Consider the following 22341-nt stretch of genomic DNA (forward strand, 5'->3'; position numbering starts at 1 on the left):
GAAGGCGCCGGCAGCGCCTCATTATCAAATGGATCAGCTCAAACACAGCCTGGCTGCCCCAATACTTGCAAGCTGCTTAAGACAGTTGCTCCCACAGGTTCGCTGTAGGAGCGGGCTTGACCCGCGATCGAGCGCGCAGCGCTCGTAATCCCAGGTTAGTGCAGTATCTGCGCCAGAAAGCCCTTGGCCCGCGCACTCTGCGGGTTATTGAAGAACGCCTCGGGCGCTGCGTCTTCAATGATCTGCCCGCCATCGAGAAACAGCACCCGCTCGGCCACCTGGCGGGCGAAGCCCATTTCATGGGTAACGCAGAGCATGGTCATGCCGGTATCGGCCAGTTTCACCAGCACATCCAGCACTTCGGCGACCATCTCCGGGTCCAGCGCCGAGGTCGGTTCGTCGAACAGCATGATCTTCGGCTTCATGCACAGCGCCCGGGCGATCGCCACCCGTTGTTGCTGGCCGCCAGACAACTGGCTGGGGTATTTGCCGGCCTGGCTTTCGATCCCGACCTTGTTCAGGTAAAAGCGCGCGCGGTCTTCGGCCTCCTTGCGCGACAGGCCGCGCACGCTCATCGGCGCCAGGGTGCAGTTGTCGAGCACGCTCATGTGCGGGAACAGGTTGAAATGCTGGAACACCATGCCGATTTCGCTGCGAACCTCGGCGGCCTGGCGGGTGGTCAGGGCAAGATCGGTGTCGTTGACGCGGATGTTGCCCTGTTCGGCGATTTCCAGGCGGTTGATGCAGCGGATCAACGTCGATTTGCCCGAACCGGAAGGGCCGCACAAGACGATACGCTCGCCCTCGCGCACTTGCAGGTTGATGTCGCGCAGCACATGGAAGGCGCCGTAGTGCTTGTTCAGGCCCTCGATGGTCACCACGACCTTGCGCGGGTCGGCGGCAAGGGCAGGGGTTGGGGTAGCAAGGCTCAGTGAAGCGGTCATGTTGTTATTCTCCCGCGATCAGTTGAAGCGGTCCGCGCGGTACGGCGCAGGGTCGGTAAAGGGTGTTTCGCCGGTGATCATTTGCGCCAGCAGGCGGCCGGTCACCGGGCCCAGGGTCAGGCCGTGGTGGGCATGGCCGAAGTTGAACCACAGGCCCTTGTGGCGCGCGGCTGGGCCGATTACCGGGCGCATGTCCGGCAGGCACGGGCGGCGGCCCAGCCAGGGTTCGGCATCGATCCGCTCGCCCAGCGGGAAGACCTTGCGCGCCAACGCTTCGCAGCGCTGCAACTGGATCTGGTTGGCGGCATCGCTGCTGGCGGCGAACTCGATGCCGGTGGTCAGGCGGATGCCCATGGCCATCGGCGCCAGCACGTAACCGCCCTGGGCATCGCAGATCGAATGCTTGAGCTCGGCGCCGTCACGGGCACGATAGTGCATGTGGTAGCCGCGCTTGATTTCCATCGGAATGCGATAACCCAGCGGCTTGAACAGCTCGGCCGACTGCGGACCGAGGGCGATCACCACTTCCGGCGCGCTGATCGGCCCCTGGCGGCTGTCGACCTGCCAGTCGCTGCCGATCTGGCGCAGGGTGCGGGCATCGCCGTGGATGAACTGGCCGCCACGCTGGACGAACAGCGCCGCATAGCCGCGGGTCAGGCCGCCGGGGTTGCTGACGGTCTTGGGGTCGAGCCAGTGAATACCGCCGACCACCTTGTCGCTGAGGTCCACTTCGCGCGCGTGCAGTTGCTGGCGGTCGAGAATTTCGTACTTCAAGCCATAGGCTTTCAGGGCATGGGCGTCGGCCACGGCTTTGCGGTAGGCCTCTTCATTGCGGTACACCTCGATCCAGCCGCTGGCCTTGACCAGCTCGCCGAGGCCTGCGGCATCGATCAGCGCGTCGTGTTCTTCGACACAGCGCTGCACCAGCGGCAGCATGGCCTGGGTGGCCACGGCAAGGCCGGCGGGCGAGGAGTTCTGCCAGTACTTGAACAGCCATGGGGCGATCCTGGGCAGGTGGGTGAAGCTGTAGCGCACGTCGGGTTGGCGGTTCAGGCCGTAACGCAACAGGCTCGACAGCTCATGGGGGAAGGCATAGGGGATGACGCTGGAGCGCTCGATCAGCCCGGCGTTGCCATGGCTGGTGCCGCTGCCGGGCTCTTCACGGTCGATCAGGATCACCTTGCGCCCGCGTGCCTGCAGGTGCAGGGCCGTGGACACGCCGACGATGCCGGCGCCCAGAACGATGGTTTGACAATGCATTGGAGCGGTCCTCACAAACAGGCGATCAGCGCAGGTGGCGGCCCAGGCGGGCTTCGATGTGTTTCAGGCTGCGCCGCACGATCTCGACGATCAGCAGGTAGAGCACGGCAGCCCACAGGTAGATCTGGAAGTCGAAACTGCGCGAGAACGCAAGCTTGGTCACGCCCATCAGGTCGTAGATGGTCACCAGCGAGGCAATCGCGCTGGCCTTGATCATCAGGATCAGTTCGTTGCCCAGCGGGCCGATGGCAACGATCAATGACTGCGGCAGGATCACTTTGAAGAAGGTGGTCGAGCGCTTCAGGCTCAGGGCCTTGGCAGCCTCGTACTGGCCGGGGGCGACTGCCAGCAGGCTGCCCCGGAAAATCTCCGCCTGGTAGGCGGCGGTGTTGAGGGTGAAGGCCAGCACCGTGCAGTACCAGGCATCGCGGAAGAACCACCACAGGCCAACCTCTTGCCAGAAGCCCTTGAGCGACCCCAGGCCGTAGTACAGCAAGAACAGCTGGGCCAGCAGCGGCGAGCCACGGAAGAAGTAGATGTAGCCGGCGCTCAGGCGTTGCAGCACCAGCTTGTCCGACAGCCGGGCCAGGGCCAGGAGCATGCCGAGCAGGGCGCCGAGGGTAAACGACAGTGCCACCAGCTTGCCGGTGACCAGCAGGCCGTCGATAAAACGCGGGCCGTAGCGTTCCAGCAGGTCGGGGTCGAGTACCAGCGCCAGCAGTTGTTCGAAGCTCATGTCCGTGCCCCCCGCAAATGGCGGCTGAAATACTGTTCGATGAAGCTGAACACCCGTCCCGACAGCGCCGAGAACAACAGGTAGCCCAGGCAGGCGACGCCGTAGAAGAACATCGGCTCCTTGGTCACGCTGACCGCGAGGTTAGTCTGGCGCATCAGGTCGACCAGGGAGATGGTCGATACCAGCGAGGTGTCCTTGAGCAGCGACAGCCAGTTGTTCGACAGGCCCGGCAGGGCAATGCGCACCAGTTGCGGGAAGACCACCTTGCGAAAGGTCGTGGCCTTGCTCAGGCCCAGCGCCGCCGAGGCTTCGTACTGGCCCTTGGCGACGGTCTTGAACGCGGCCAGCCAGATCTCGCTGGAGAACGCGGCGAACACCAGGCTGAAGGCGATCATCGCCGCCAGGAAGGTGTTGATCAGCACTTCGCCTTCATAGCCCATGGCCAGGAGGATTTTCTGCGCGGCAATCTGGCAGCCGTAGTAGATGATCAGCAGCGTGAGCAGTTCCGGCAGGCCACGAAACACAGTAGAGAACACCGTCGCCGCAGCACGCGGGAAGCGCCTGGAGGAGCGGGCGGCGAGGGCCACGCCCAGGCCCAGCGGCAGGCCGATGGGCAGGCAGGCCAGGGCCAGGGAAATGGTCACCAGGGCGCCGGCCAGCAAAGCCTGGCCCCAGCCGCCGCTGGCGAAGGAAAGCAGTGACAGTTGTTCGAGCATGCTCAAACCCTCTCGCAAGACAGACACACAGCCCCGTGGGAGCCGGCCTTGCCGGCGATGGCATCGACACGCAGTCAGTCAGTGCGCGGCGTCTGCATCGCTGGCAAGGCCAGCTCCCACAGGTCCCTCACAGGACGTGAGATTTACTGATAGATATCGAAGTCGAAGTAGCGACTGGCGATCTTCTGGTAGGTGCCGTTGGCGACGATTTCGTCCAGGGCCTTGTTCAGGCGTTCGCGCAGCGCTTGGTCTTCCTTGCGCACGGCAATCGAGGCGTCGGCTTTGGTGCCGTTGACGTCGCCAAGGATCTTGCAGCAGTCCTTGCCGGCCTTGCCCAGCCATTCGGTCAGCGGGAACTTGTCGGCAATCACCCCGTCCAGGCGCCCGGCGGCGAGGTCGGCGTTGGCTTCATCAAGGGTCGGGTAGAGTTTGACGTCGGCACCGGCCTTGCCATAGACGTCTTCGGCGTAGATGGCCTGGGTCGAGGAGGATTGCGCGCCGACCGTGTAGCCTTTGAAGGTGGTCTGTGCGTCGGTGATGTCGCTGTCCTTGGCCACGGCCACCGACAACGGGGTCTTGTAGTAGTGGTTGGTGAAGGCGATCTTCTTGCGCCGCTCTTCGGTATCGATCATCGACGCCACCACGGCGTCGTACTTCTTGGCCATCAGGGCCGGGATGATGCCTTCCCAGTCCTGGGCCACCAGGGTGCATTCGACCTTCATCTGTTCGCACAGGGCGTGGCTGATGTCGACGTCGAAGCCATGAAGTTTGTTATCCGAATCAACGTAGTTGAACGGTGGGTAAGCGCCTTCGGTAGCGATCTTCAGGGTTTCGGCCTGGGCCAGGGTCGAGCCGGCGAGCAGCAGGGCGCAAGCCCCTGCGAAGCGGATAACAGGTTTCATGACACACCTCGATCTGTTGTTGTTTGCACTCTTGCTATTGTTTGCTCGTTGACGTGTAGCCAACGAATTCGTTGTGTAGAGCTGCAGTTGCTTCCAAGCGTTTTTCAACATCCGGTCCTAGCTTCTTGCAGACCTCGTTGACCATCAGGTGTACCCACGACAGCATCGTCGCGGTGGACTCCCAGAACAGATTGAATTCGGTGGGGATGCGAAACACCTCACTGGCGTTGGCATCGGCCCAGTCACAAAAAGTGTCGGTCACCAGGGTGACGGCAATGCCCGCGGCATGCGCCTTGCGGCACAGGTTCAGGGCATGGCGGGAATAGCGGCGGGCCTCGAACACCACGAGGGCGCAGTCGGCCGGGTCACTGAGCAGCACTTCGCCAAAATGCCCGGCACTGCCATCGACTACCTGCACGCCGTCGCGCAGGTATTGCAGCAGGTGCGCCATGCACTGGGCGATGCCGCGCTCGGTCTGAAAACCGGCGATAAACACCTTGCGCCGCTGCGCCAGCCGCTGGCTGACGGTATTCCAGGCCGGGGTGCGGCTGTATTCGTAAACCCGCACCAGGGCGCCGACCTCCTGCTCCAGGCTGCGTGCCAGGCCGGCGGCATCCTGGCCATGGCGTTGGCGAAATTCTTGCAGGCGATCACCGACCAGCCACGGGCCTTCGCCGAGGTCGTCCTTAAGATCGTGCTTGAGGGCCTTGAGGTGCTCGTAACCCAGCGAGCGGCAGAAGCGCCCGACACTCGACTCGCTGACGCCGATTTTCGCCGCCAGGCTTGCGGAGGTTTCGAACGGCAGGTCGGTGAGGTGGGCGAGCATGTAGCTGGCGATCTTGCGCCCCGACGCCGCTGCGTTGTGCAGGCTGTGTTCCAGGCGCTGTTTGATCGGTTGGCTCACAGGGCGATACTCGAAGGCGGTGGTCCGTGGAAACAGAAAATGAATGTTTTCTGTCATCAAGTCAACATTTGACAGTTTGCTGTCACTGGAGGAAAGTCTGGCCATTGCCCATCGCTGTCGCCCATTCCAAATCCAATAAGGGAGCTTCAGATGTCCGCACGTCCCGACACTGCTGTCGCGCAGATCGCCTTTGCCGACCTGCAGGCCTTGTTGCAGCGTATTTTCGTCCGTCATGGTTGCAGCGCAGCGGTCGCCCAGGCCCTGGCCTTCAACTGCGCCAGCGCCCAGCGCGATGGCGCCCACAGCCACGGTGTGTTCCGTATTCCCGGTTATGTCTCGACCCTGGAAAGTGGTTGGGTCGATGGCCAGGCCGTACCCGCTGTCGAAGACCTCGCCAGCGGTTATGTGCGCGTCGATGCCAAGGGCGGCTTTGCCCAGCCGGCGCTGGCCGCGGCTCGCGAGCTATTGGTGGCCAAGGCCCGCAGCGCCGGCATTGCCGTGCTGGCGATCCATAATTCGCACCATTTCGCCGCCCTCTGGCCGGATGTCGAACCTTTTGCCGATGAAGGCCTGGTGGCCCTGAGCGTGGTCAACAGCATGACCTGCGTGGTGCCCCATGGCGCCCGGCAACCGCTGTTTGGCACCAACCCGATTGCCTTTGCCGCGCCGTGCGCCGGCAGCGACCCGATCGTCTTCGACATGGCCACCAGCGCCATGGCCCATGGCGACGTGCAGATCGCCGCGCGCAAGGGCGAACGGCTGCCCGAAGGCATGGGCGTCGACAATAAAGGCGAACCGACCTGCGACCCGCAGGCGATTCTCGATGGCGGCGCGCTGCTGCCGTTTGGCGGGCACAAGGGCTCGGCGCTGTCGATGATGGTCGAACTGCTGGCGGCGGCGCTGACCGGCGGCAACTTCTCGTTCGAGTTCGACTGGTCGCAGCACCCGGGGGCGAAAACGCCCTGGACCGGGCAGTTGATCATCGTCATCGACCCGGCCCGCTCAGTGGGTAACCGCTTTGCTGAACGCAGCCGCGAGCTGGTGCGGCAGATGCAGGCGGTGGGCCTGCAGCGCCTGCCGGGTGAGCGGCGTTTTCGCGAGCGCGAGCAGTCGGCGAAGCAGGGCGTGACCCTGACAGTGGCGGAGCTTGAGCAGCTGCAGGGCTTGGCCCAATAGTGAACTTGAGCACGCTATCGCTGGCAAGCCAGCTCCTACAGGGTTTTAGCTGATCATTGGAGGAGCTGGCTTGCCAGCGATTACTGTGCACACATGCACTGATCAGTTGCACCAAGGGTAATGTTCCTCGGCCGCCAGTACAGGTATCCTCGACACAGCTTTTAGTCCGAACTGTCCTGACCCAAGGAGCTGTGCGCTGTGTTCAAACATGTCGATGCCTATGCCGGCGATCCGATTCTCTCCCTGATGGAGACCTTCAAGGCCGATCCGCGCGGCGCCAAGGTCAACCTGAGCATCGGCCTGTATTATGATGCCGCAGGCGTGGTGCCACAGCTGGCCGCGGTGCGCGAAGCCGAGCAGCGCTTTGCCGCCCAGCCTCACGAAGCCTCGATGTACCTGCCGATGGAAGGCCTGAACAGCTACCGCCAGGCGATCCAGGCGCTGTTGTTCGGTGCCGGCCACCCGGCGGTCGAGGCCGGTCGTGTGGCCACCGTACAGACCGTTGGCGGCTCCGGCGCGCTGAAAGTCGGTGCCGACTTCCTCAAGCGCTACTTCCCCGAGTCGCAGGTGTGGGTCAGTGATCCGACCTGGGACAACCACCGGGCGATCTTTGAAGGCGCAGGTTTCAAGGTCAACACCTACCCGTACTTCGACCCGGCCAGCCGCGGCGTCGACTTCGACGGCATGCTTGGCAGCCTCAGCGGCCTGCCGGCCAACAGCATCGTCCTGCTCCACCCGTGCTGCCACAACCCCACCGGCGTCGACCTGAGCCAGGCGCAGTGGCAGCAAGTGATCGAAGTGCTCAAGGCGCGCAACCTGATCCCGTTCCTCGACATCGCCTACCAGGGCTTTGGCGAAGGCCTGGACGCAGACGCCTACGCCATCCGTGAAGTGGCCCGCGCCGGCGTGCCGTGCCTGGTGAGCAACTCGTTCTCGAAAATCTTCTCGCTGTATGGCGAGCGGGTTGGCGGCCTGTCGGTGGTCTGTGACGACAGCGATACTGCACAAAGCGTGCTCGGCCAGCTCAAGGCCACCGTGCGCCGCAACTACTCCAGTCCGCCAAGCTTTGGTGCCCAGCTGGTGGCCGCGGTGCTCGGTGATGCCGAGCTCAATTCCCAGTGGGAGGCGGAAGTGGAGAAGATGCGCCTGCGTATCCTCGACATGCGCCAGGCCCTGGTCGATACCCTGGGTGACTTGCTGCCGGGCCAGGACTTCCAGTTCTTCCTGCGCCAGCGCGGCATGTTCAGCTACACCGGCTTTAGCGTCGAGCAGGTGCGTCGCCTGCGTGACGAGTTCGGTGTGTACCTGATCGACAGCGGCCGGGTGTGCATGGCCGGCTTGCGTCCGGACAACCTGCAACAGGTGGCCAAGGCGTTCGCTGCAGTTCAAAGGTAACTGGCACTTCCAGCTTCAAGCTGCGAGTGGGTACAACCTTTCTTGCAGCTTGAAGCTGATAGCTTGCAGCTTCGGTGCAACCACTCCTCGGCCAGGGCTTTGCAAGTGCAACCAATCGGCGCACAATCGCGCCCCTCTTTGTATGGTCAAGAGGGGCGAAGCGTCTGTTTAGCCACTCCTGGCCCTGTTGCAGTCTTGCGAGTGGAGTTGCACCCGGATGAATGAGCAGGCCCCAAGCGTTGAACAACGCTTCGAATCGACCCCCGCCGCCCTCGGCAGCTGGGCCCGTCAGGACACTACCTGGATGCTGGGCCTGTTTGGCACGGCGATCGGCGCCGGGACCCTGTTCCTGCCGATCAACGCCGGCCTCGGCGGCTTCTGGCCGCTGCTGATCCTGGCGCTGCTGGCGTTCCCGATGACCTTCTACGCCCACCGCGGGCTGACCCGCTTCGTGCTCTCCGGGCGCGACGGCGCCGACATCACCGACGTGGTCGAAGAGCATTTCGGCCTGAGTGCCGGTGCCCTGATCACCTTGCTGTACTTTTTCGCCATCTTCCCGATCCTGCTGATCTACAGCGTGGCCCTGACCAACACCGTCGGCAGCTTCATGGAGCACCAGCTGCACATCGAGCCGCCACCGCGCGCGCTGCTGTCGTTCGTGCTGATCCTCGGCCTGCTGGCCATCGTGCGCTGCGGCGAGCAGGCCACGGTCAAGGTCATGAGCTGGCTGGTCTATCCGTTCATCGTCGCCCTGGCGTTCCTCGCGGTGTTCCTGATTCCGCACTGGAGCGGCGGTATCCTCAGCACCGCCACTGAAATGCCTTCGGGCTCGGCGTTCCTGCATACCCTGTGGCTGGCGATTCCGGTGATGGTCTTCTCGTTCAACCATTCGCCGATCATCTCGGCCTTTGCCGTTGACCAGAAGCGCCGTTATGGCGCGCATGCCGATGAGCGCAGCGGGCAGATCCTGTGCCGCGCGCACCTGCTGATGGTGGCCATGGTGATGTTCTTCGTGTTCAGTTGCGTACTGACCCTGACCCCGGCGCAACTGGCCGAAGCCAAGGCGCAGAACCTGTCGATCCTGTCGTACCTGGCCAACCATTTCAGCAACCCGACCATCGCCTTCGCCGCGCCGCTGATTGCCTTCATCGCCATCGCCAAGTCGTTCCTGGGCCACTACATCGGTGCCAGCGAAGGCCTTAAAGGCCTGGTGCTGAAGACCGGCAAGCGCCCGGGCGCCAAGGCCCTGGACCGCATGACCGCAGCCTTCATGCTGATCATCTGCTGGATCGTCGCCACCCTCAACCCGAGCATCCTCGGCATGATCGAGACCCTCGGCGGCCCGGTGATCGCCGCGATCCTGTTCCTGATGCCGATGTACGCCATCCGCAAGGTGCCGGCGATGAGCAAGTACCGCGGGCAGATGTCCAACGTCTTCGTCGTCGCCGTGGGCCTGGTGGCCATCTCGGCACTGGTGTACTCGCTGCTGAGCTGAAATGCCTGATTCGGGAGCCGGCAATCGGCTCCCGGACAACTAAAGATTGTCCACAAAAGTTGTCTGGCAATTCAACAATTTAACATTCGCCCATAGGTAGACGGGCACTTTCATGGTTAACTCTGGTCCTTTAATCACCCCCGCATAAGGACTTCGTTCATGGCTCAAGTGACTCTTAAAGGCAACCCGGTTCAGGTCAAAGGCGAACTGCCGAAAGTCGGCGCCCAGGCACCTGCGTTTTCCCTGGTTGGTGCAGGCCTTGCCGACGTGACCCTGGCTTCCCTGGCCGGCAAGCGCAAAGTGCTGAACATCTTTCCAAGCGTCGACACCCCGACCTGCGCCACTTCGGTTCGCAAGTTCAACGCCCAGGCCAACGAGCTGAACAACACCGTCGTCCTGTGCATCTCCGCCGACCTGCCGTTCGCGCAAGCGCGCTTCTGCGGTGCTGAAGGCCTGGAGAACGTGCAGAACCTGTCGACCCTGCGTGGCGCTGAGTTCAAGGAAGCCTATGGTGTTGCCATCGCCGACGGCCCGCTGGCCGGCCTGACTGCCCGCGCCGTTGTTGTGCTGGACGAGAACGACAAGGTGCTGCACAGCGAGCTGGTTGGCGAAATCGCCGAAGAGCCGAATTATGAGGCTGCCCTGGCTGTTCTGAAGTAACAGTGACAGCCGATCGCGGGGCAAGCCCGCTCCTACACCATCCCTGTAGGAGCGGGCTTGCCCCGCGAAGAATTGCTAAGAGTTGTAACGGCCTGGCCCTCGTCCAGGCCGTTTTTATTTATAGTTCATTACGTTAGCTACGTAAGCTCAAGGTAAAGTGCCGGTAAAGGCGCTTTGCTTATCTGTCTGCAGTGCTTATCGTTCAGCCTCCTGAAAAGAATTCTTTCCCGCACAATGGTCGATCAACCGATGCTTTCTCGTTCCCGTTCCTCCCGTCGCTGGCTTGTCGGCCTGCTGATCCTGCTGCTGGTCGCCGGCCTGTGCTGGTGGCTGTGGCCGTCGCCGGCGGCGCACAAGGCCGGTGCCGCGCCGGGCGGCAAGGGCGGGCGGCCGGGTTTTGGCGCGTTCGGCGGGCCGGTACCGGTACGGGTCGAGCCGGCCACGGTTGGCGACTTCCCGGTATACCTCAAGGCCCTGGGCACGGTGACCGCGACCAACACGGTGAATGTGCGCAGCCGGGTCGGCGGCGAACTGGTCAAGGTCAACTTCCAGGAAGGCCAGAAGGTCAAGGCCGGCGACCTGCTGGCCGAGATCGACCCGCGCAGCTACCAGATCGCCCTGCAACAGGCCGAAGGCACCCTGGCGCAGAACCAGGCGCAACTGAAAAACGCCCAGATCGACCTGCAGCGTTATAAAGGCCTGTTCGCCGAAGACAGCATCGCCAAGCAGACCCTCGATACCCAGGAGGCACTGGTCGGCCAGTACCAGGGCACGATCAAGACCAACCAGGCGGCGGTAGGCGACGCCAAGCTCAACCTCGACTTCACCCGCATCCGCGCGCCGATCAGCGGCCGTCTGGGCCTGCGCCAGCTTGACGTCGGCAACCTGGTGGCGGCCAACGACACCACCGCGCTGGTGGTCATCACCCAGACCCAGCCAATCACCGTGGCCTTCACCTTGCCGGAAACAGAGCTGAACACGGTGCTGGCGCGCTATCGCAGCGGTGCGCAGTTGCCGGTCGAGGCCTGGGACCGCAGCGACAGCAAGCAACAGGCGGCCGGCGTGCTGCGCAGCCTCGACAACCAGATCGACACCACCACCGGCACCCTGAAGTTCAAGGCCTTCTTCGAAAACCAGGACGAAGCGCTGTTCCCCAACCAGTTCGTCAACGTGCGCCTGCTCGCCGATACCCTCAAGGATGTGGTGATGGCGCCGTCGGCGGCGATCCAGTTCGGCACCGACGGCTCGTTCGTCTATGTCATGGAAGGCGACAACAAGGTACGCATCCGCAAGCTCACGCTGGGCGCCAGCGATGGTGATCTCACCGTGGTCAACGAAGGCCTGGCCAAGGGCGAGCGGGTGGTGCTTGAAGGCACCGACCGCTTGCGTGATGGCAGCGAGGTCGAGGTGGTCAACGACAGCGCCGAAGTGCCGGTCACCCCTGGCCAGCACCTGCAGGGCCAGGACAAGAAAGAAGCCTCCGCCGCTGACGGCGCACAGGGCAAGGCCGGCGCATGAACCTCTCGCGGCTGTTCATCCTGCGCCCGGTGGCGACCACCCTGAGCATGCTGGCCATCGTCCTGGCCGGCCTGATCGCCTACAAGATGCTGCCGGTGGCGGCGCTGCCCCAGGTCGATTACCCGACCATCCGGGTGATGACCCTGTACCCCGGCGCCAGCCCCCAAGTGATGACCAGCGCGGTCACTGCGCCGCTTGAGCGCCAGTTCGGGCAGATGCCCGGGCTGACCCAGATGGCCTCGACCAGCTCCGGTGGCGCCTCGGTGCTGACCCTGCGCTTCAGCCTGGACATGAACATGGACGTTGCCGAGCAACAGGTGCAGGCGGCGATCAACGCAGCCAGCAACCTGCTGCCCAGCGACCTGCCGGCGCCACCGGTGTACAACAAGGTCAACCCGGCCGACACGCCGGTGCTGACTCTGGCGATTTCGTCGAAAACCATGCCGCTGCCCAAGCTCAACGACCTGGTCGACACCCGCGTGGCGCAAAAAATCGCCCAGATCGGCGGCGTCGGCATGGTCAGCATCGCCGGCGGCCAACGCCAGGCGGTGCGGATCAAGGTCAACCCCGACGCCCTGGCCTCGGCCGGGCTCAACCTGGCCGACGTGCGCACCCTGATCGGCGCCTCCAACGTCAACCAGCCCAAAGGCAACTTCGATGGCCCGACGCGCGTATCGATGCTCGACGCCAACGACCAGCTGCGTTCGCCCGAGGAATACGCCAACCTGATTCTCGCCTACAACAACGGCGCGCCGCTGCGCCTCAAGGATGTCGCCGAGATCGTCGACGGCGCCGAAAACGAGCGCCTGGCGGCCTGGGCCAACCAGAACCAGGCGGTGCTGCTAAACATCCAGCGCCAGCCCGGGGCCAACGTCATCGAGGTGGTCGACCGGATCAAGGCGATGCTGCCGTCGATCACCGACAACCTGCCGGCGGGCCTGGATGTCAGCGTGCTCACCGACCGCACCCAGACCATCCGCGCCTCGGTCAAGGACGTGCAGCACGAGCTGCTGATCGCCATCGCCCTGGTGGTCATGGTCACCTTCATCTTTTTGCGCCGCTTCAGCGCCACCATCATCCCCTCGGTGGCTGTGCCGCTGTCGCTGATCGGCACCTTTGCGGTCATGCACCTGGCCGGGTTCTCGATCAACAACCTGACCCTGATGGCCCTGACCATCGCCACCGGCTTTGTGGTCGACGATGCCATCGTCATGCTGGAGAACATCTCGCGGCATATCGAGGAGGGCGAAACGCCGATGCAGGCGGCGCTCAAAGGCGCGCGGCAGATCGGCTTCACCCTGGTTTCGCTGACCTTCTCGCTGATTGCGGTACTGATCCCGCTGCTGTTCATGGCCGATGTGGTCGGCCGGCTGTTTCGCGAATTCGCCATCACCCTGGCGGTGGCGATCCTGATTTCCCTGGTGGTGTCGCTGACCCTGACGCCGATGATGTGCGCGCGCTTGCTCAAGCGCGAACCGAAGGAGGAAGAGCAGGGGCGTTTCTACCGTGCCAGCGGCGCCTGGATCGACTGGATGATCGACTACTACGGCCGTGGCCTGCAGTGGGTGCTCCGCCACCAGCCGCTGACCCTGCTGGTGGCCGTGGCGACCCTGGGCCTGACCGTGCTGCTGTACCTGGTGGTGCCCAAGGGCTTCTTCCCGGTGCAGGACACCGGGGTGATCCAGGGTATTTCCGAGGCGCCGCAGTCGGTGTCGTTCAGCGCCATGAGCCAGCGCCAGCAGCAGCTCAGCGCGGTGATCCTCAAGGACCCGGCGGTGCAGAGCCTGTCGTCGTACATCGGCGTCGATGGCGACAACGCCACGCTGAACAGTGGTCGCTTGCTGATCAACCTCAAGCCCCATGGCGAGCGTGACCTCACCGCAGCCCAGGTGATTGCCCGCCTGCAACCGGAGGTCGACAAGCTGGTCGGCATCCGCCTGTTCATGCAGCCGGTGCAGGATTTGAGCATCGAAGACCGGGTCAGCCGCACTCAGTACCAGTTCAGCCTGTCCTCGCCGGATGCCGAGCTGCTGGCGCAGTGGAGCGCCAAGCTGGTCGATGCCCTGCAGCAACGCCCGGAACTCACCGATGTCGCCAGCGACCTGCAGGACAAGGGCCTGCAGGTATTCCTGGTGATCGACCGCGACGCCGCCAGCCGCCTGGGCATCAACGTCGCCGACATCACCAACGCCCTCTACGATGCCTTCGGCCAGCGGCAGATCTCGACCATCTACACCCAGGCCAGCCAGTACCGCGTGGTGCTGCAGGCCGAGGCGGCGTCGAGCATCGGCCCGCAGGTGCTCGAGCAGATTCACGTCAAGGCTGCCGACGGCGGCCAGGTGCGGCTGTCGAGCCTGGCGCGCATCGAGCAGCGCCAGGCGCAACTGGCGATTGCCCATATCGGCCAGTTCCCGGCGGTGATGATGTCGTTCAACCTTGGCGACGGCGTGGCCCTCGGCGAGGCGGTCAAGGTCATCGAGCAGGTGCAGCAGGACATCGGCATGCCGGTGGGCGTGCAAACCCGCTTCCAGGGCGCGGCCGAAGCCTTCCAGGCCTCGCTGTCGAGCACCTTGCTGCTGATCCTGGCGGCGGTGGTGACCATGTATATCGTGCTTGGCGTGCTCTACGAGAGCTACATCCACCCGGTGACCATCCTCTCGACCCTGCCGTCGGCGGCGGTGGGCGCCTTGCTGGCGTTGATCCTCTCCGGTAACGACCTGGGCATGATCGCCATCATCGGCATCATTTTGCTCATCGGTATCGTCAAGAAGAACGCGATCATGATGATCGACTTCGCCCTCGAGGCCGAGCGCAACCAGGGCATGGCCCCGGAAGCGGCCATCTACCAGGCCGCGCTGCTGCGCTTCCGGCCGATCCTGATGACCACGTTGGCGGCACTGTTCGGCGCCATCCCGCTGATGCTCGCCAGCGGCTCCGGCGCCGAGCTGCGCCAGCCCCTGGGCCTGGTGATGGTTGGCGGGCTGCTGGTCAGCCAGGTGCTGACGCTGTTCACTACGCCTGTCATCTATTTGTACTTTGATCGGTTGTCGAGGCGCCTTCGCTCCCGTGGCCTGACTGGAGACTTGGTGTGATCGGGGCCAGCTACAAGCTGCAAGCTACAAGCTGCAAGCGGTCCGGTGTTCGATCTGTGCATCGAAGGTCACCTCAAGTTGCTTGCAGCTTGCAGCTTGCAGCTTGGAGCTACCGCCCATGAACCTGTCTGCGCCTTTCATCGCCCGCCCAGTGGCGACCATGCTGCTGAGCCTGGCGATCATGCTGCTTGGCGGTGTCAGCTTCGGCCTGTTGCCGGTGGCGCCGCTGCCGCAGATCGAGTTCCCGGTGATCGTGGTCCAGGCCAACCTGCCGGGCGCCAGCCCCGAGGTCATGGCCTCGACCGTGGCCACGCCGCTGGAGCGCTCGATGGGCGCGATCTCCGGGGTGACCACCCTTACCAGCAGCTCGAGCCAGGGCTCGACGCGGGTGATCCTCGGTTTCGACCAGGGCCGCGACATCGACGCCGCCGCGCGCGAGGTGCAGGCGGCGATCAATGCCTCGCGCAACTTGCTGCCCAGCGGCATGCGCAGCATGCCCACCTACAAGAAATACAACCCGTCCCAGGCGCCGATCATGGTCCTGGCGCTGACCTCAAGCGTGCTGCAGAAGGGCCAGTTGTACGACCTGGCCTCGACCATCCTGTCCCAGAGCCTGTCGCAGGTGCCGGGGGTCGGCGAAGTGCAGATCGGCGGCAGTTCGCTGCCGGCGGTGCGGGTCGAGCTCGAGCCGCACTTGCTCAACCAGTACGGCGTGTCCCTGGACGACGTGCGCCAGACCATCGCCAACGCCAACCAGCGCCGGCCCAAGGGCTTTGTCGAAGACAGCCAGCGCAACTGGCAGGTGCAGGCCAACGACCAGCTGGAGAAAGCCAAGGACTACGAGCCGCTGGTGATTCGCTACCAGGATGGCGCGGTACTGCGCCTGAGCCATGTGGCCAGGGTCAGCGACGCGGTGGAGAACCGCTACAACAGTGGTTTCTTCAATGACCAGGACGCGGTGCTGCTGGTGATCAACCGCCAGACCGGCGCCAACATCATCGAGACCGTGAACAAGATCAAGGAGCAGTTGCCGGCCCTGGAGTCGCTGATGCCGGCCAGCGTCAAGCTGGACGTGGCCATGGACCGCTCGCCGGTGATCAAGGCGACCCTCAAGGAAGCCGAGCACACCCTGATCATCGCCGTGGTGCTGGTGGTACTGGTGGTGTTCCTGTTTCTCGGCAACCTGCGCGCCTCGCTGATCCCGACCCTGGCGGTGCCGGTGTCGCTGGTCGGCACCTTCGCGGCCATGTACCTGTGCGGCTTTTCGCTGAACAACCTGTCGCTGATGGCGCTGATTCTTGCCACCGGCCTGGTGGTGGATGACGCCATCGTGGTGCTGGAGAACATCTCCCGGCATATCGACGAAGGCGTACCGCCGATGCGTGCGGCGTACATGGGTTCCAAGGAGGTGGGCTTCACCTTGCTGTCGATGAACCTGTCGCTGGTGGTGGTGTTCGTCTCGATCCTGTTCATGGGCGGCATCGTCGGCTCGCTGTTTCGCGAGTTCTCGATCACCCTGGCAGTGGCGATCCTGGTCTCCCTGCTGGTGTCGCTGACGCTGACGCCGATGCTCTGCGCACGTTGGCTCAAGCCCCACGCCGAGGGGCAACAGACCCGCCTGCAACGCTGGAGTGAGCAGCTCAACCAGCGCATGATGGTCGGCTACGGGCGCAGCCTTGACTGGGTCATGCGCCACCGGCGCCTGACCCTGTTGAGCCTGCTGGTGACCATCGCGGTCAACATCGCCCTGTACGTGGTGGTGCCCAAGACCTTTTTGCCGCAGCAGGACACCGGCCAGCTGATGGGCTTTGTCCGCGGCGACGACGGTCTGTCGTTCCAGGTCATGCAGCCGAAGATGGAGATCTTCCGCCGCGCCTTGCTGGCCGACCCGGCAGTGGAAAGCGTTGCCGGTTTCATCGGTGGCAACAGCGGCACCAACAACGCCATGGTGCTGGTGCGCCTCAAACCGATCAGCGAGCGCAAGGTCTCGGCGCAGAAGATCATCGAGCGCCTGCGCAAAGAGATGCCCAAGGTGCCCGGCGGGCGGCTGTTCCTGATGGCCGACCAGGACTTGCAGTTCGGCGGCGGTCGCGACCAGAGCAGCTCGCAGTTCCTCTACACCCTGCAAAGCAGCGAGCTCTCGGCCCTGCGCGAGTGGTACCCGAAGGTGGTCGCGGCGCTCAAGAGCCTGCCGGAACTGACCGCCATCGACGCCCGCGAAGGCGGCGGTACCCAGCAGATCACCCTGGTGGTCGACCGCGAACAGGCCAAGCGCCTGGGCATCGACATGAGCATGGTCACCTCGGTGCTCAACAATGCCTACAGTCAGCGGCAGATCTCGACCATCTACGACAGCCTCAACCAGTACCAGGTGGTGATGGAGATCAACCCCAAATATGCCCAGGACCCGCGCACCCTCGAGCAGGTCCAGGTGATCACCGCCGACGGCGCGCGGGTCCCGCTGTCCACCTTCGCCCATTACCAGAACAGCCTGGCCGACGACCGCGTCAGCCACGAAGGCCAGTTTGCCTCCGAGAGCATCAACTTCGACATTGCCGAAGGCTACAGCCAGGACCAGGCCCTGGCCGCGGTGGAGCGGGCAGTGGCCAAGGTCGGCCTGCCCGAGGACGTGATCGCCAAGCTCGGCGGTACCGGCGATGCCTTCGCCGAAAGCCAGAAGGGCCAGCCGTTCATGATCCTCGGCGCCTTGCTGGCGGTGTACCTGGTGCTGGGCATTCTCTATGAAAGCTACATTCACCCGCTGACCATCCTCTCGACCCTGCCATCGGCCGGGGTAGGGGCCTTGCTGACCTTGTATGTGGTCGGCAGCGAGTTCAGCCTGATCTCCCTGCTGGGCCTGTTCCTGCTGATTGGCGTGGTGAAGAAGAACGCGATCATGATGATCGACCTGGCCCTGCAGCTGGAGCGCCACGAGCACCTGAGCCCGGAGGAGTCGATCCGCCGTGCCTGCCTGTTGCGCCTGCGGCCGATCCTGATGACCACCCTGGCGGCCATCCTCGGCGCCTTGCCGCTGCTGCTCAGCCACGCCGAAGGCGCCGAGATGCGCCAGCCCCTGGGCCTGACCATCATCGGCGGGCTGGTCTTCAGCCAGATCCTCACGCTTTACACCACCCCGGTGGTCTACCTCTATCTGGACCGCCTGCGCCATCGCTTCAACCGCTGGCGCGGCGTGCGTACCGACGCTGCTTTGGAAACCCCGCTATGACCCGACGTCCGCTTCTTTCCGACCGTTCGCTGCAGCCGTTGCTGGCTGCCCGCGGCTCGCGCCTGCTGGCCTCGGCCCTGTGCCTGGGGATGCTCAGCGCCTGTACCCTGAGCCCGGACTACCACCGGCCCGAAACCCCGGCGCCGGTGGCCTTCAAGCACGCCGAAGGCTGGACCCAGGCCAACCCCTCGGACGCCATCGCCCGCGGCGCCTGGTGGGAGCTGTACGGCGACGCCCAGCTCAACGGCCTGGTCGAGCAGCTCAACGCCGGCAACCAGACCGTCGCCCAGTACGAAGCCCAGTACCGCCAGGCCCAGGCCCTGGTGCGTAGCGCCCGCGGCGCCCTGTTCCCAAGCCTCGACCTGTCGGCCGGCAAGACCCGCTCAAGCCAGGGCACCGGCAGCTCGAGTTCGAGCCTGAGCAACAACAGCAGCGGCATCCGCAACACCTACAACACTCAGCTGGGGGTGAGCTGGGAGGCCGACCTGTGGGGCAAACTGCGTGACGGCCTGGCCGCCAACCAGGCCAGCGCCGAGGCCAGCCTCGCCGACATGGCGGCGATCCGCCTGAGCCTGCAGTCGGAGCTGGTGCAGAACTACCTGCAACTGCGGGTGATCGACGAGCAGAAGCGCTTGCTCGAGGCCACCGTCGAGGCCTATGAGCGTTCGCTGAAAATGACCGAGAACCAGTACCGTGCCGGGGTCTCGGGCAAGGACGCCGTGGCCCAGGCGCAGACCCAGCTGAAAAGCACCCAGGCCGACCTGATCGACCTGGTGTGGCAGCGCGCGCAGCTGGAAAACGCCATTGCCGTGCTGCTCGGCAAGGCCCCGGCCGAGTTCGCCCTGGCCGACAGCAAGGACATCCCGGCCCTGCCGCAAGTGCCGCTGGCCTTGCCTTCGCAACTGCTGGAGCGCCGCCCGGACATCGCCAAGGCCGAGCGTAACGTGATGTCGGCCAACGCCAGCATCGGCGTGGCCCGCGCCGCCTACTTCCCGGACCTGACCCTGAGCATGAGCGGCGGCTACAGCAGTAGCAGCTTCAGCGACTGGATCAGCCTGCCGAACCGCTTCTGGTCGGTCGGCCCGCAACTGGCCATGACCCTGTTCGACGCCGGCCAGCGCGCGGCAGAAGTCGACCGCAGCGAAGCGGTCTACGACCAGACCGTGGCCCAGTACCGGCAGACCGTGCTCGACGGCTTCAAGGAAGTGGAAAACTACCTGGTACAGCTCAAGGTCTATGAAGACGAAGCGCGGGTGCGCAGCGAAGCCCTGGCCTCGGCCCGCGAATCCCTGCGCCTGACCAACAACCAGTACAAGGCCGGGCTGATCGCCTACCTGGACGTGGTCAACGTGCAGACCACCGCCCTGAGCAACGAGCGCAGCGTGCTCAACCTGCTACAGGGGCGGCTGGTGGCCAGCGTGCAGTTGATCGCGGCGCTGGGCGGGGGCTGGGAGGCGCAGGCGGCGTTTGCCGAGCAGGATAGTATTAATTAATCAATATAAATCAAAGGTATAAGTTGACTTATTAATGTTGTTTATTCGGTGGGTTGGCTTGTGGTGCAAGCTGCACTGGGTTCTTGCTTTTCACATTAATAAAGTCATATATCTTATTGATTAATAAAGTATTTTTCTGCTAGAAATCACTTGAGATGGCAGTGATTCGTCATTGCCATCTTCCACCGAAAACTCCGTGCGTTTCGCCAAAGGTTGAGTACAATCATCGGCTTTTATCCGGGCCTCGCCAGTGCCCGGTCTACGGGTTGTGGAAGGCCTCATGCTGATCGGTAGTTACTCTTCGTCGCTGGTATTGATTTCGCTGTGTGTGGCCATCCTTGCTTCGTATACCGCCCTCGACCTGGCAGGCCGGATCAACACCGCCAAGGGCCGTGCGGTGTACCTGTGGATCGGTGGCGGGGCGCTGGCCATGGGCATCGGGATCTGGTCGATGCACTTTATCGGCATGCTCGCCCTGAACCTGCCGATCGAGCTCGGTTATGACATTACCCTGACCCTGCTGTCGCTGCTGATCGCCGGGCTGTCGTCGGGTTTCGCCCTGTGGCTGGTCAGCCAGCCGACCTTGCCGTGGCTGCAACTGGGCGCTGGCGCGTTGATCATGGGCACCGGCATCAGCAGCATGCACTACACCGGCATGGCCGCGCTGCGCATGACCCCGGGCATCGACTACGACCCCGCGCTGTTCAGCGCCTCGCTGCTGATCGCTGTCGGCGCTTCAGCAGCGGCGTTGTGGATCGCCTTCCGCCTGCGCCAGCAAACCCTGTACGTGCGCCACTTGCGTGGCGGCGCGGCGATCATCATGGGCGTGGCGATCGTCGGCATGCATTACACCGGCATGGCCGCGGCGAACTTCCCCGAAGGCAGTTACTGCGGCGCCCTGGGCGGCGGCCTGAGCGGCAACGGCCTGGATTACCTGGTGCTGATCACCACCCTGGCAGTGCTGGCCGCAGCTTTGCTGACCTCGGTGCTGGATGCGCGCCTGGAAGCGCGCACCGCCGAGCTTGCCCGCTCACTGACCCTGGCCAACCAGGAACTGACCCAACTGGCCCTGCACGACACCCTCACCAGCCTGCCCAACCGTACGCTGCTGGCCGACCGTATCGACCAGGCGATCAGCAAGGTGGCCGAGCAGGGCGGTTGTTTTGCGCTGATGTTCATCGACCTGGACGGCTTCAAGCCGGTCAACGATGCCTTCGGTCACCACATGGGCGACCAGTTGCTCAAGGAAGTCGCCCTGCGCCTGCGCGGCCACCTGCACAGCCAGGACACCCTGGCGCGGATCGGCGGCGATGAGTTCGTGCTGCTGGTCGAGCTGCAGGAAGCCGACGACGTCGTGGGCGTGGCGGCCAAGCAGGTCAACCTGATCTCGCGCAGCTTCCGCGTTGCTGAACAGAACCTGCAGATCTCGGCGAGTATCGGCATCGTCCTCTACCCGGGCAATGGTATCGACCAGCACGAACTGCTGCGCAACGCCGATGCGGCCATGTACCACGCCAAGAGCGCCGGCAAGAACGGCTACAGCTTCTTCGACGTGTCGATGAACAGCAACGCCCGCCTGCAACTGCAACTGCTGCAGGATTTGCGCGTGGCCCTGGAGCAGGGCCAGTTCCGCCTGTACTACCAACCCAAGTTCGACGCCCTCGAGTGCCAGCCGATCGGCGCCGAGGCCTTGCTGCGCTGGGAACACCCGCAACATGGCCTGTTGCTGCCTGACCGATTTATCATCCAGGCGGAGAAAACCGGCCTGATCATCCCCATCGGCGAGTGGGTGCTGGACGAGGCCTGCCGGCAGATGCGCATCTGGATCGACCGGGGCCACAGCAACTGGCGCATCGCCGTTAACCTGTCGGCCATCCAGTTCTGCCACACCGGGCTGGTCGAGAGCGTTGCCAGGGTGCTGGCGCGTCATCAGTTGCCGGCCAACAGCCTGACCCTGGAAATCACCGAAACCACCGCCATGCGCGATGCCGACGCCAGCATGCAGGTGCTGCAGCGGCTTTCGGACATGGGTGTGGACCTGTCTATCGATGACTTCGGTACCGGCTATTCGAGCCTGATGTACTTGAAGCGCCTGCCGGCCAACGAATTGAAGATTGACCGCGGCTTCGTGCGAGATCTGGAGCAGGACAGCGACGACGCTGCCATCGTTTCGGCCATCGTCGCCCTGGGCCAGGCCCTGGGCTTGCGGATTGTCGCCGAAGGGGTCGAGACCGACCGCCAGCAGAGCTTCCTGACCCGCCTGGGATGTGACTCGTTGCAAGGTTATCTGCTCGGCCAGCCGCAGCCGGCCGAGCGCTTCATTGCCGATATCGAGCGCGGGCGCGAACCCCGGGTTGTCAGCTGATCAGCCGACCGCACGCAGGTTGCAGGACGGTTCGAAGGCGTCGAGTTCGGCCTCAACCGCTTCGATGATGCGCTCGACGTCCGCCGCGTGCATCAGCGTGGCGCAGGGAATGCCGGCAATCGCCAGCAGGGTTTCGCCGGTGGCCCGGTCGAACAGGCGCGCCACCATGCTGCGCGGGGCGTCCATGCTGGCCTCGAAGCCCAGCGGATGGAAATGCCAGCGCATCATCTGGCAGGCGTTGGGGAACGTCAGCTTGTTCATGCCGGCCTCCTTGTACGGTGAACCTCACGCAAGAATGGGCGGGTCGGTGCGACCCGGCGGGAAACCTAAACATAGCATTGATGGCGCCAGTGTCGGCCCAGGATGATGACGGTTTGTCGAGAGTTTGACCCCGCTCACGTTCCCCGGCAGGCGCGGCGACCACTTTGGTGTTGGCGGCAAACGTTTGCTGGCAATATT

At 64.0% G+C, this 22341-nt stretch carries 16 protein-coding genes; 9 read left to right on the forward strand and 7 right to left on the reverse strand.

The window, feature by feature from the left end:
- Positions 1-155 precede the first annotated feature (155 nt).
- The 6 genes from UB48_RS14635 to UB48_RS14660 all read right to left on the reverse strand — a co-directional run bounded on the left by UB48_RS14635 (position 156) and on the right by UB48_RS14660 (position 5462).
- Complete coding sequence (locus UB48_RS14635) at positions 156-944, reverse strand: amino acid ABC transporter ATP-binding protein (protein ID WP_045198234.1); 789 nt, start codon at positions 942-944, stop codon at positions 156-158.
- 18 nt (positions 945-962) lie between these two features.
- The gene (locus UB48_RS14640) at positions 963-2204 is read right to left on the reverse strand and encodes an FAD-binding oxidoreductase (protein WP_045198236.1); all 1242 of its coding nucleotides are present in this window, start codon (positions 2202-2204) and stop codon (positions 963-965) included.
- A gap of 25 nt (positions 2205-2229) precedes the next feature.
- The gene (locus UB48_RS14645; protein ID WP_045198238.1) at positions 2230-2940 is read right to left on the reverse strand and encodes an ABC transporter permease; all 711 of its coding nucleotides are present in this window, start codon (positions 2938-2940) and stop codon (positions 2230-2232) included.
- On the reverse strand, positions 2937-3656 hold the full coding sequence (locus tag UB48_RS14650) for an ABC transporter permease (RefSeq protein ID WP_045198240.1): 720 nt from the start codon (positions 3654-3656) through the stop codon (positions 2937-2939). The genes UB48_RS14645 and UB48_RS14650 overlap by 4 nt, the downstream gene beginning before the upstream one ends.
- Positions 3657-3799: 143 nt before the next feature.
- Positions 3800-4558, reverse strand: a complete 759-nt coding sequence (locus UB48_RS14655) for a transporter substrate-binding domain-containing protein (RefSeq protein WP_045198241.1) — start codon at positions 4556-4558, stop codon at positions 3800-3802.
- Between the two features lie 34 nt (positions 4559-4592).
- Positions 4593-5462 (reverse strand): MurR/RpiR family transcriptional regulator, encoded by an 870-nt coding sequence (locus UB48_RS14660; protein WP_045198460.1) that lies wholly within the window; start codon positions 5460-5462, stop codon positions 4593-4595.
- A 150-nt stretch (positions 5463-5612) separates the two neighbouring features.
- Here UB48_RS14660 and UB48_RS14665 point away from each other — a divergent pair, with 150 nt between their 5' ends.
- The 9 genes from UB48_RS14665 (at position 5613) to UB48_RS14705 (ending at position 21882) form a co-directional block, all read left to right on the forward strand.
- Entirely contained in the window at positions 5613-6638 is a 1026-nt protein-coding gene (locus UB48_RS14665) for an Ldh family oxidoreductase (protein WP_045198243.1), read from the forward strand.
- Positions 6639-6836: 198 nt separating this feature from the next.
- Complete coding sequence (locus tag UB48_RS14670) at positions 6837-8033, forward strand: amino acid aminotransferase (RefSeq protein ID WP_045198245.1); 1197 nt, start codon at positions 6837-6839, stop codon at positions 8031-8033.
- A gap of 217 nt (positions 8034-8250) precedes the next feature.
- On the forward strand, positions 8251-9528 hold the full coding sequence (locus tag UB48_RS14675) for a serine/threonine transporter (RefSeq protein WP_045198247.1): 1278 nt from the start codon (positions 8251-8253) through the stop codon (positions 9526-9528).
- A gap of 159 nt (positions 9529-9687) precedes the next feature.
- On the forward strand, positions 9688-10188 hold the full coding sequence (gene tpx, locus UB48_RS14680; protein ID WP_045198249.1) for a thiol peroxidase: 501 nt from the start codon (positions 9688-9690) through the stop codon (positions 10186-10188).
- Positions 10189-10422: 234 nt separating this feature from the next.
- Positions 10423-11706: an MdtA/MuxA family multidrug efflux RND transporter periplasmic adaptor subunit gene (locus UB48_RS14685; protein WP_045198251.1), complete on the forward strand. Its 1284-nt coding sequence runs from the start codon at positions 10423-10425 to the stop codon at positions 11704-11706.
- The gene (locus tag UB48_RS14690; RefSeq protein ID WP_045198253.1) at positions 11703-14798 is read left to right on the forward strand and encodes an MdtB/MuxB family multidrug efflux RND transporter permease subunit; all 3096 of its coding nucleotides are present in this window, start codon (positions 11703-11705) and stop codon (positions 14796-14798) included. The genes UB48_RS14685 and UB48_RS14690 overlap by 4 nt, the downstream gene beginning before the upstream one ends.
- Positions 14799-14916: 118 nt before the next feature.
- The gene (locus UB48_RS14695; RefSeq protein WP_045198255.1) at positions 14917-18024 is read left to right on the forward strand and encodes an efflux RND transporter permease subunit; all 3108 of its coding nucleotides are present in this window, start codon (positions 14917-14919) and stop codon (positions 18022-18024) included.
- A complete protein-coding gene (locus UB48_RS14700) occupies positions 18021-19517 on the forward strand; it encodes an efflux transporter outer membrane subunit (protein ID WP_045198257.1) in 1497 nt (498 codons plus the stop codon). The genes UB48_RS14695 and UB48_RS14700 overlap by 4 nt, the downstream gene beginning before the upstream one ends.
- 280 nt (positions 19518-19797) lie before the next feature.
- Positions 19798-21882, forward strand: a complete 2085-nt coding sequence (locus UB48_RS14705) for a bifunctional diguanylate cyclase/phosphodiesterase (protein ID WP_045198259.1) — start codon at positions 19798-19800, stop codon at positions 21880-21882.
- Here UB48_RS14705 and UB48_RS14710 read toward each other — a convergent pair whose 3' ends face one another.
- On the reverse strand, positions 21883-22143 hold the full coding sequence (locus UB48_RS14710; RefSeq protein WP_045198261.1) for a DUF1652 domain-containing protein: 261 nt from the start codon (positions 22141-22143) through the stop codon (positions 21883-21885). It lies immediately after the preceding gene.
- Positions 22144-22341: the final 198 nt, after the last annotated feature.

Origin of the sequence: Pseudomonas sp. 2(2015) (assembly GCF_000955865.1) — a bacterium.
Taxonomy (GTDB): Bacteria; Pseudomonadota; Gammaproteobacteria; order Pseudomonadales; family Pseudomonadaceae; genus Aquipseudomonas.

Excerpts from the sequence above, each read along its gene's own strand:
- UB48_RS14700 (WP_045198257.1), top strand. The coding sequence starts at position 18,021 with ATGACCCGACGTCCGCTTCTTTCCGACCGTTCGCTGCAGCCGTTGCTG.
- tpx (WP_045198249.1), top strand. The coding sequence starts at position 9,688 with ATGGCTCAAGTGACTCTTAAAGGCAACCCGGTTCAGGTCAAAGGCGAA.
- UB48_RS14675 (WP_045198247.1), top strand. The coding sequence starts at position 8,251 with ATGAATGAGCAGGCCCCAAGCGTTGAACAACGCTTCGAATCGACCCCC.
- UB48_RS14710 (WP_045198261.1), bottom strand. The coding sequence starts at position 22,143 with ATGAACAAGCTGACGTTCCCCAACGCCTGCCAGATGATGCGCTGGCAT.
- UB48_RS14685 (WP_045198251.1), top strand. The coding sequence starts at position 10,423 with ATGGTCGATCAACCGATGCTTTCTCGTTCCCGTTCCTCCCGTCGCTGG.
- UB48_RS14655 (WP_045198241.1), bottom strand. The coding sequence starts at position 4,558 with ATGAAACCTGTTATCCGCTTCGCAGGGGCTTGCGCCCTGCTGCTCGCC.
- UB48_RS14640 (WP_045198236.1), bottom strand. The coding sequence starts at position 2,204 with ATGCATTGTCAAACCATCGTTCTGGGCGCCGGCATCGTCGGCGTGTCC.
- UB48_RS14650 (WP_045198240.1), bottom strand. The coding sequence starts at position 3,656 with ATGCTCGAACAACTGTCACTGCTTTCCTTCGCCAGCGGCGGCTGGGGC.
- UB48_RS14645 (WP_045198238.1), bottom strand. The coding sequence starts at position 2,940 with ATGAGCTTCGAACAACTGCTGGCGCTGGTACTCGACCCCGACCTGCTG.
- UB48_RS14705 (WP_045198259.1), top strand. The coding sequence starts at position 19,798 with ATGCTGATCGGTAGTTACTCTTCGTCGCTGGTATTGATTTCGCTGTGT.
- UB48_RS14665 (WP_045198243.1), top strand. The coding sequence starts at position 5,613 with ATGTCCGCACGTCCCGACACTGCTGTCGCGCAGATCGCCTTTGCCGAC.
- UB48_RS14690 (WP_045198253.1), top strand. The coding sequence starts at position 11,703 with ATGAACCTCTCGCGGCTGTTCATCCTGCGCCCGGTGGCGACCACCCTG.
- UB48_RS14695 (WP_045198255.1), top strand. The coding sequence starts at position 14,917 with ATGAACCTGTCTGCGCCTTTCATCGCCCGCCCAGTGGCGACCATGCTG.
- UB48_RS14635 (WP_045198234.1), bottom strand. The coding sequence starts at position 944 with ATGACCGCTTCACTGAGCCTTGCTACCCCAACCCCTGCCCTTGCCGCC.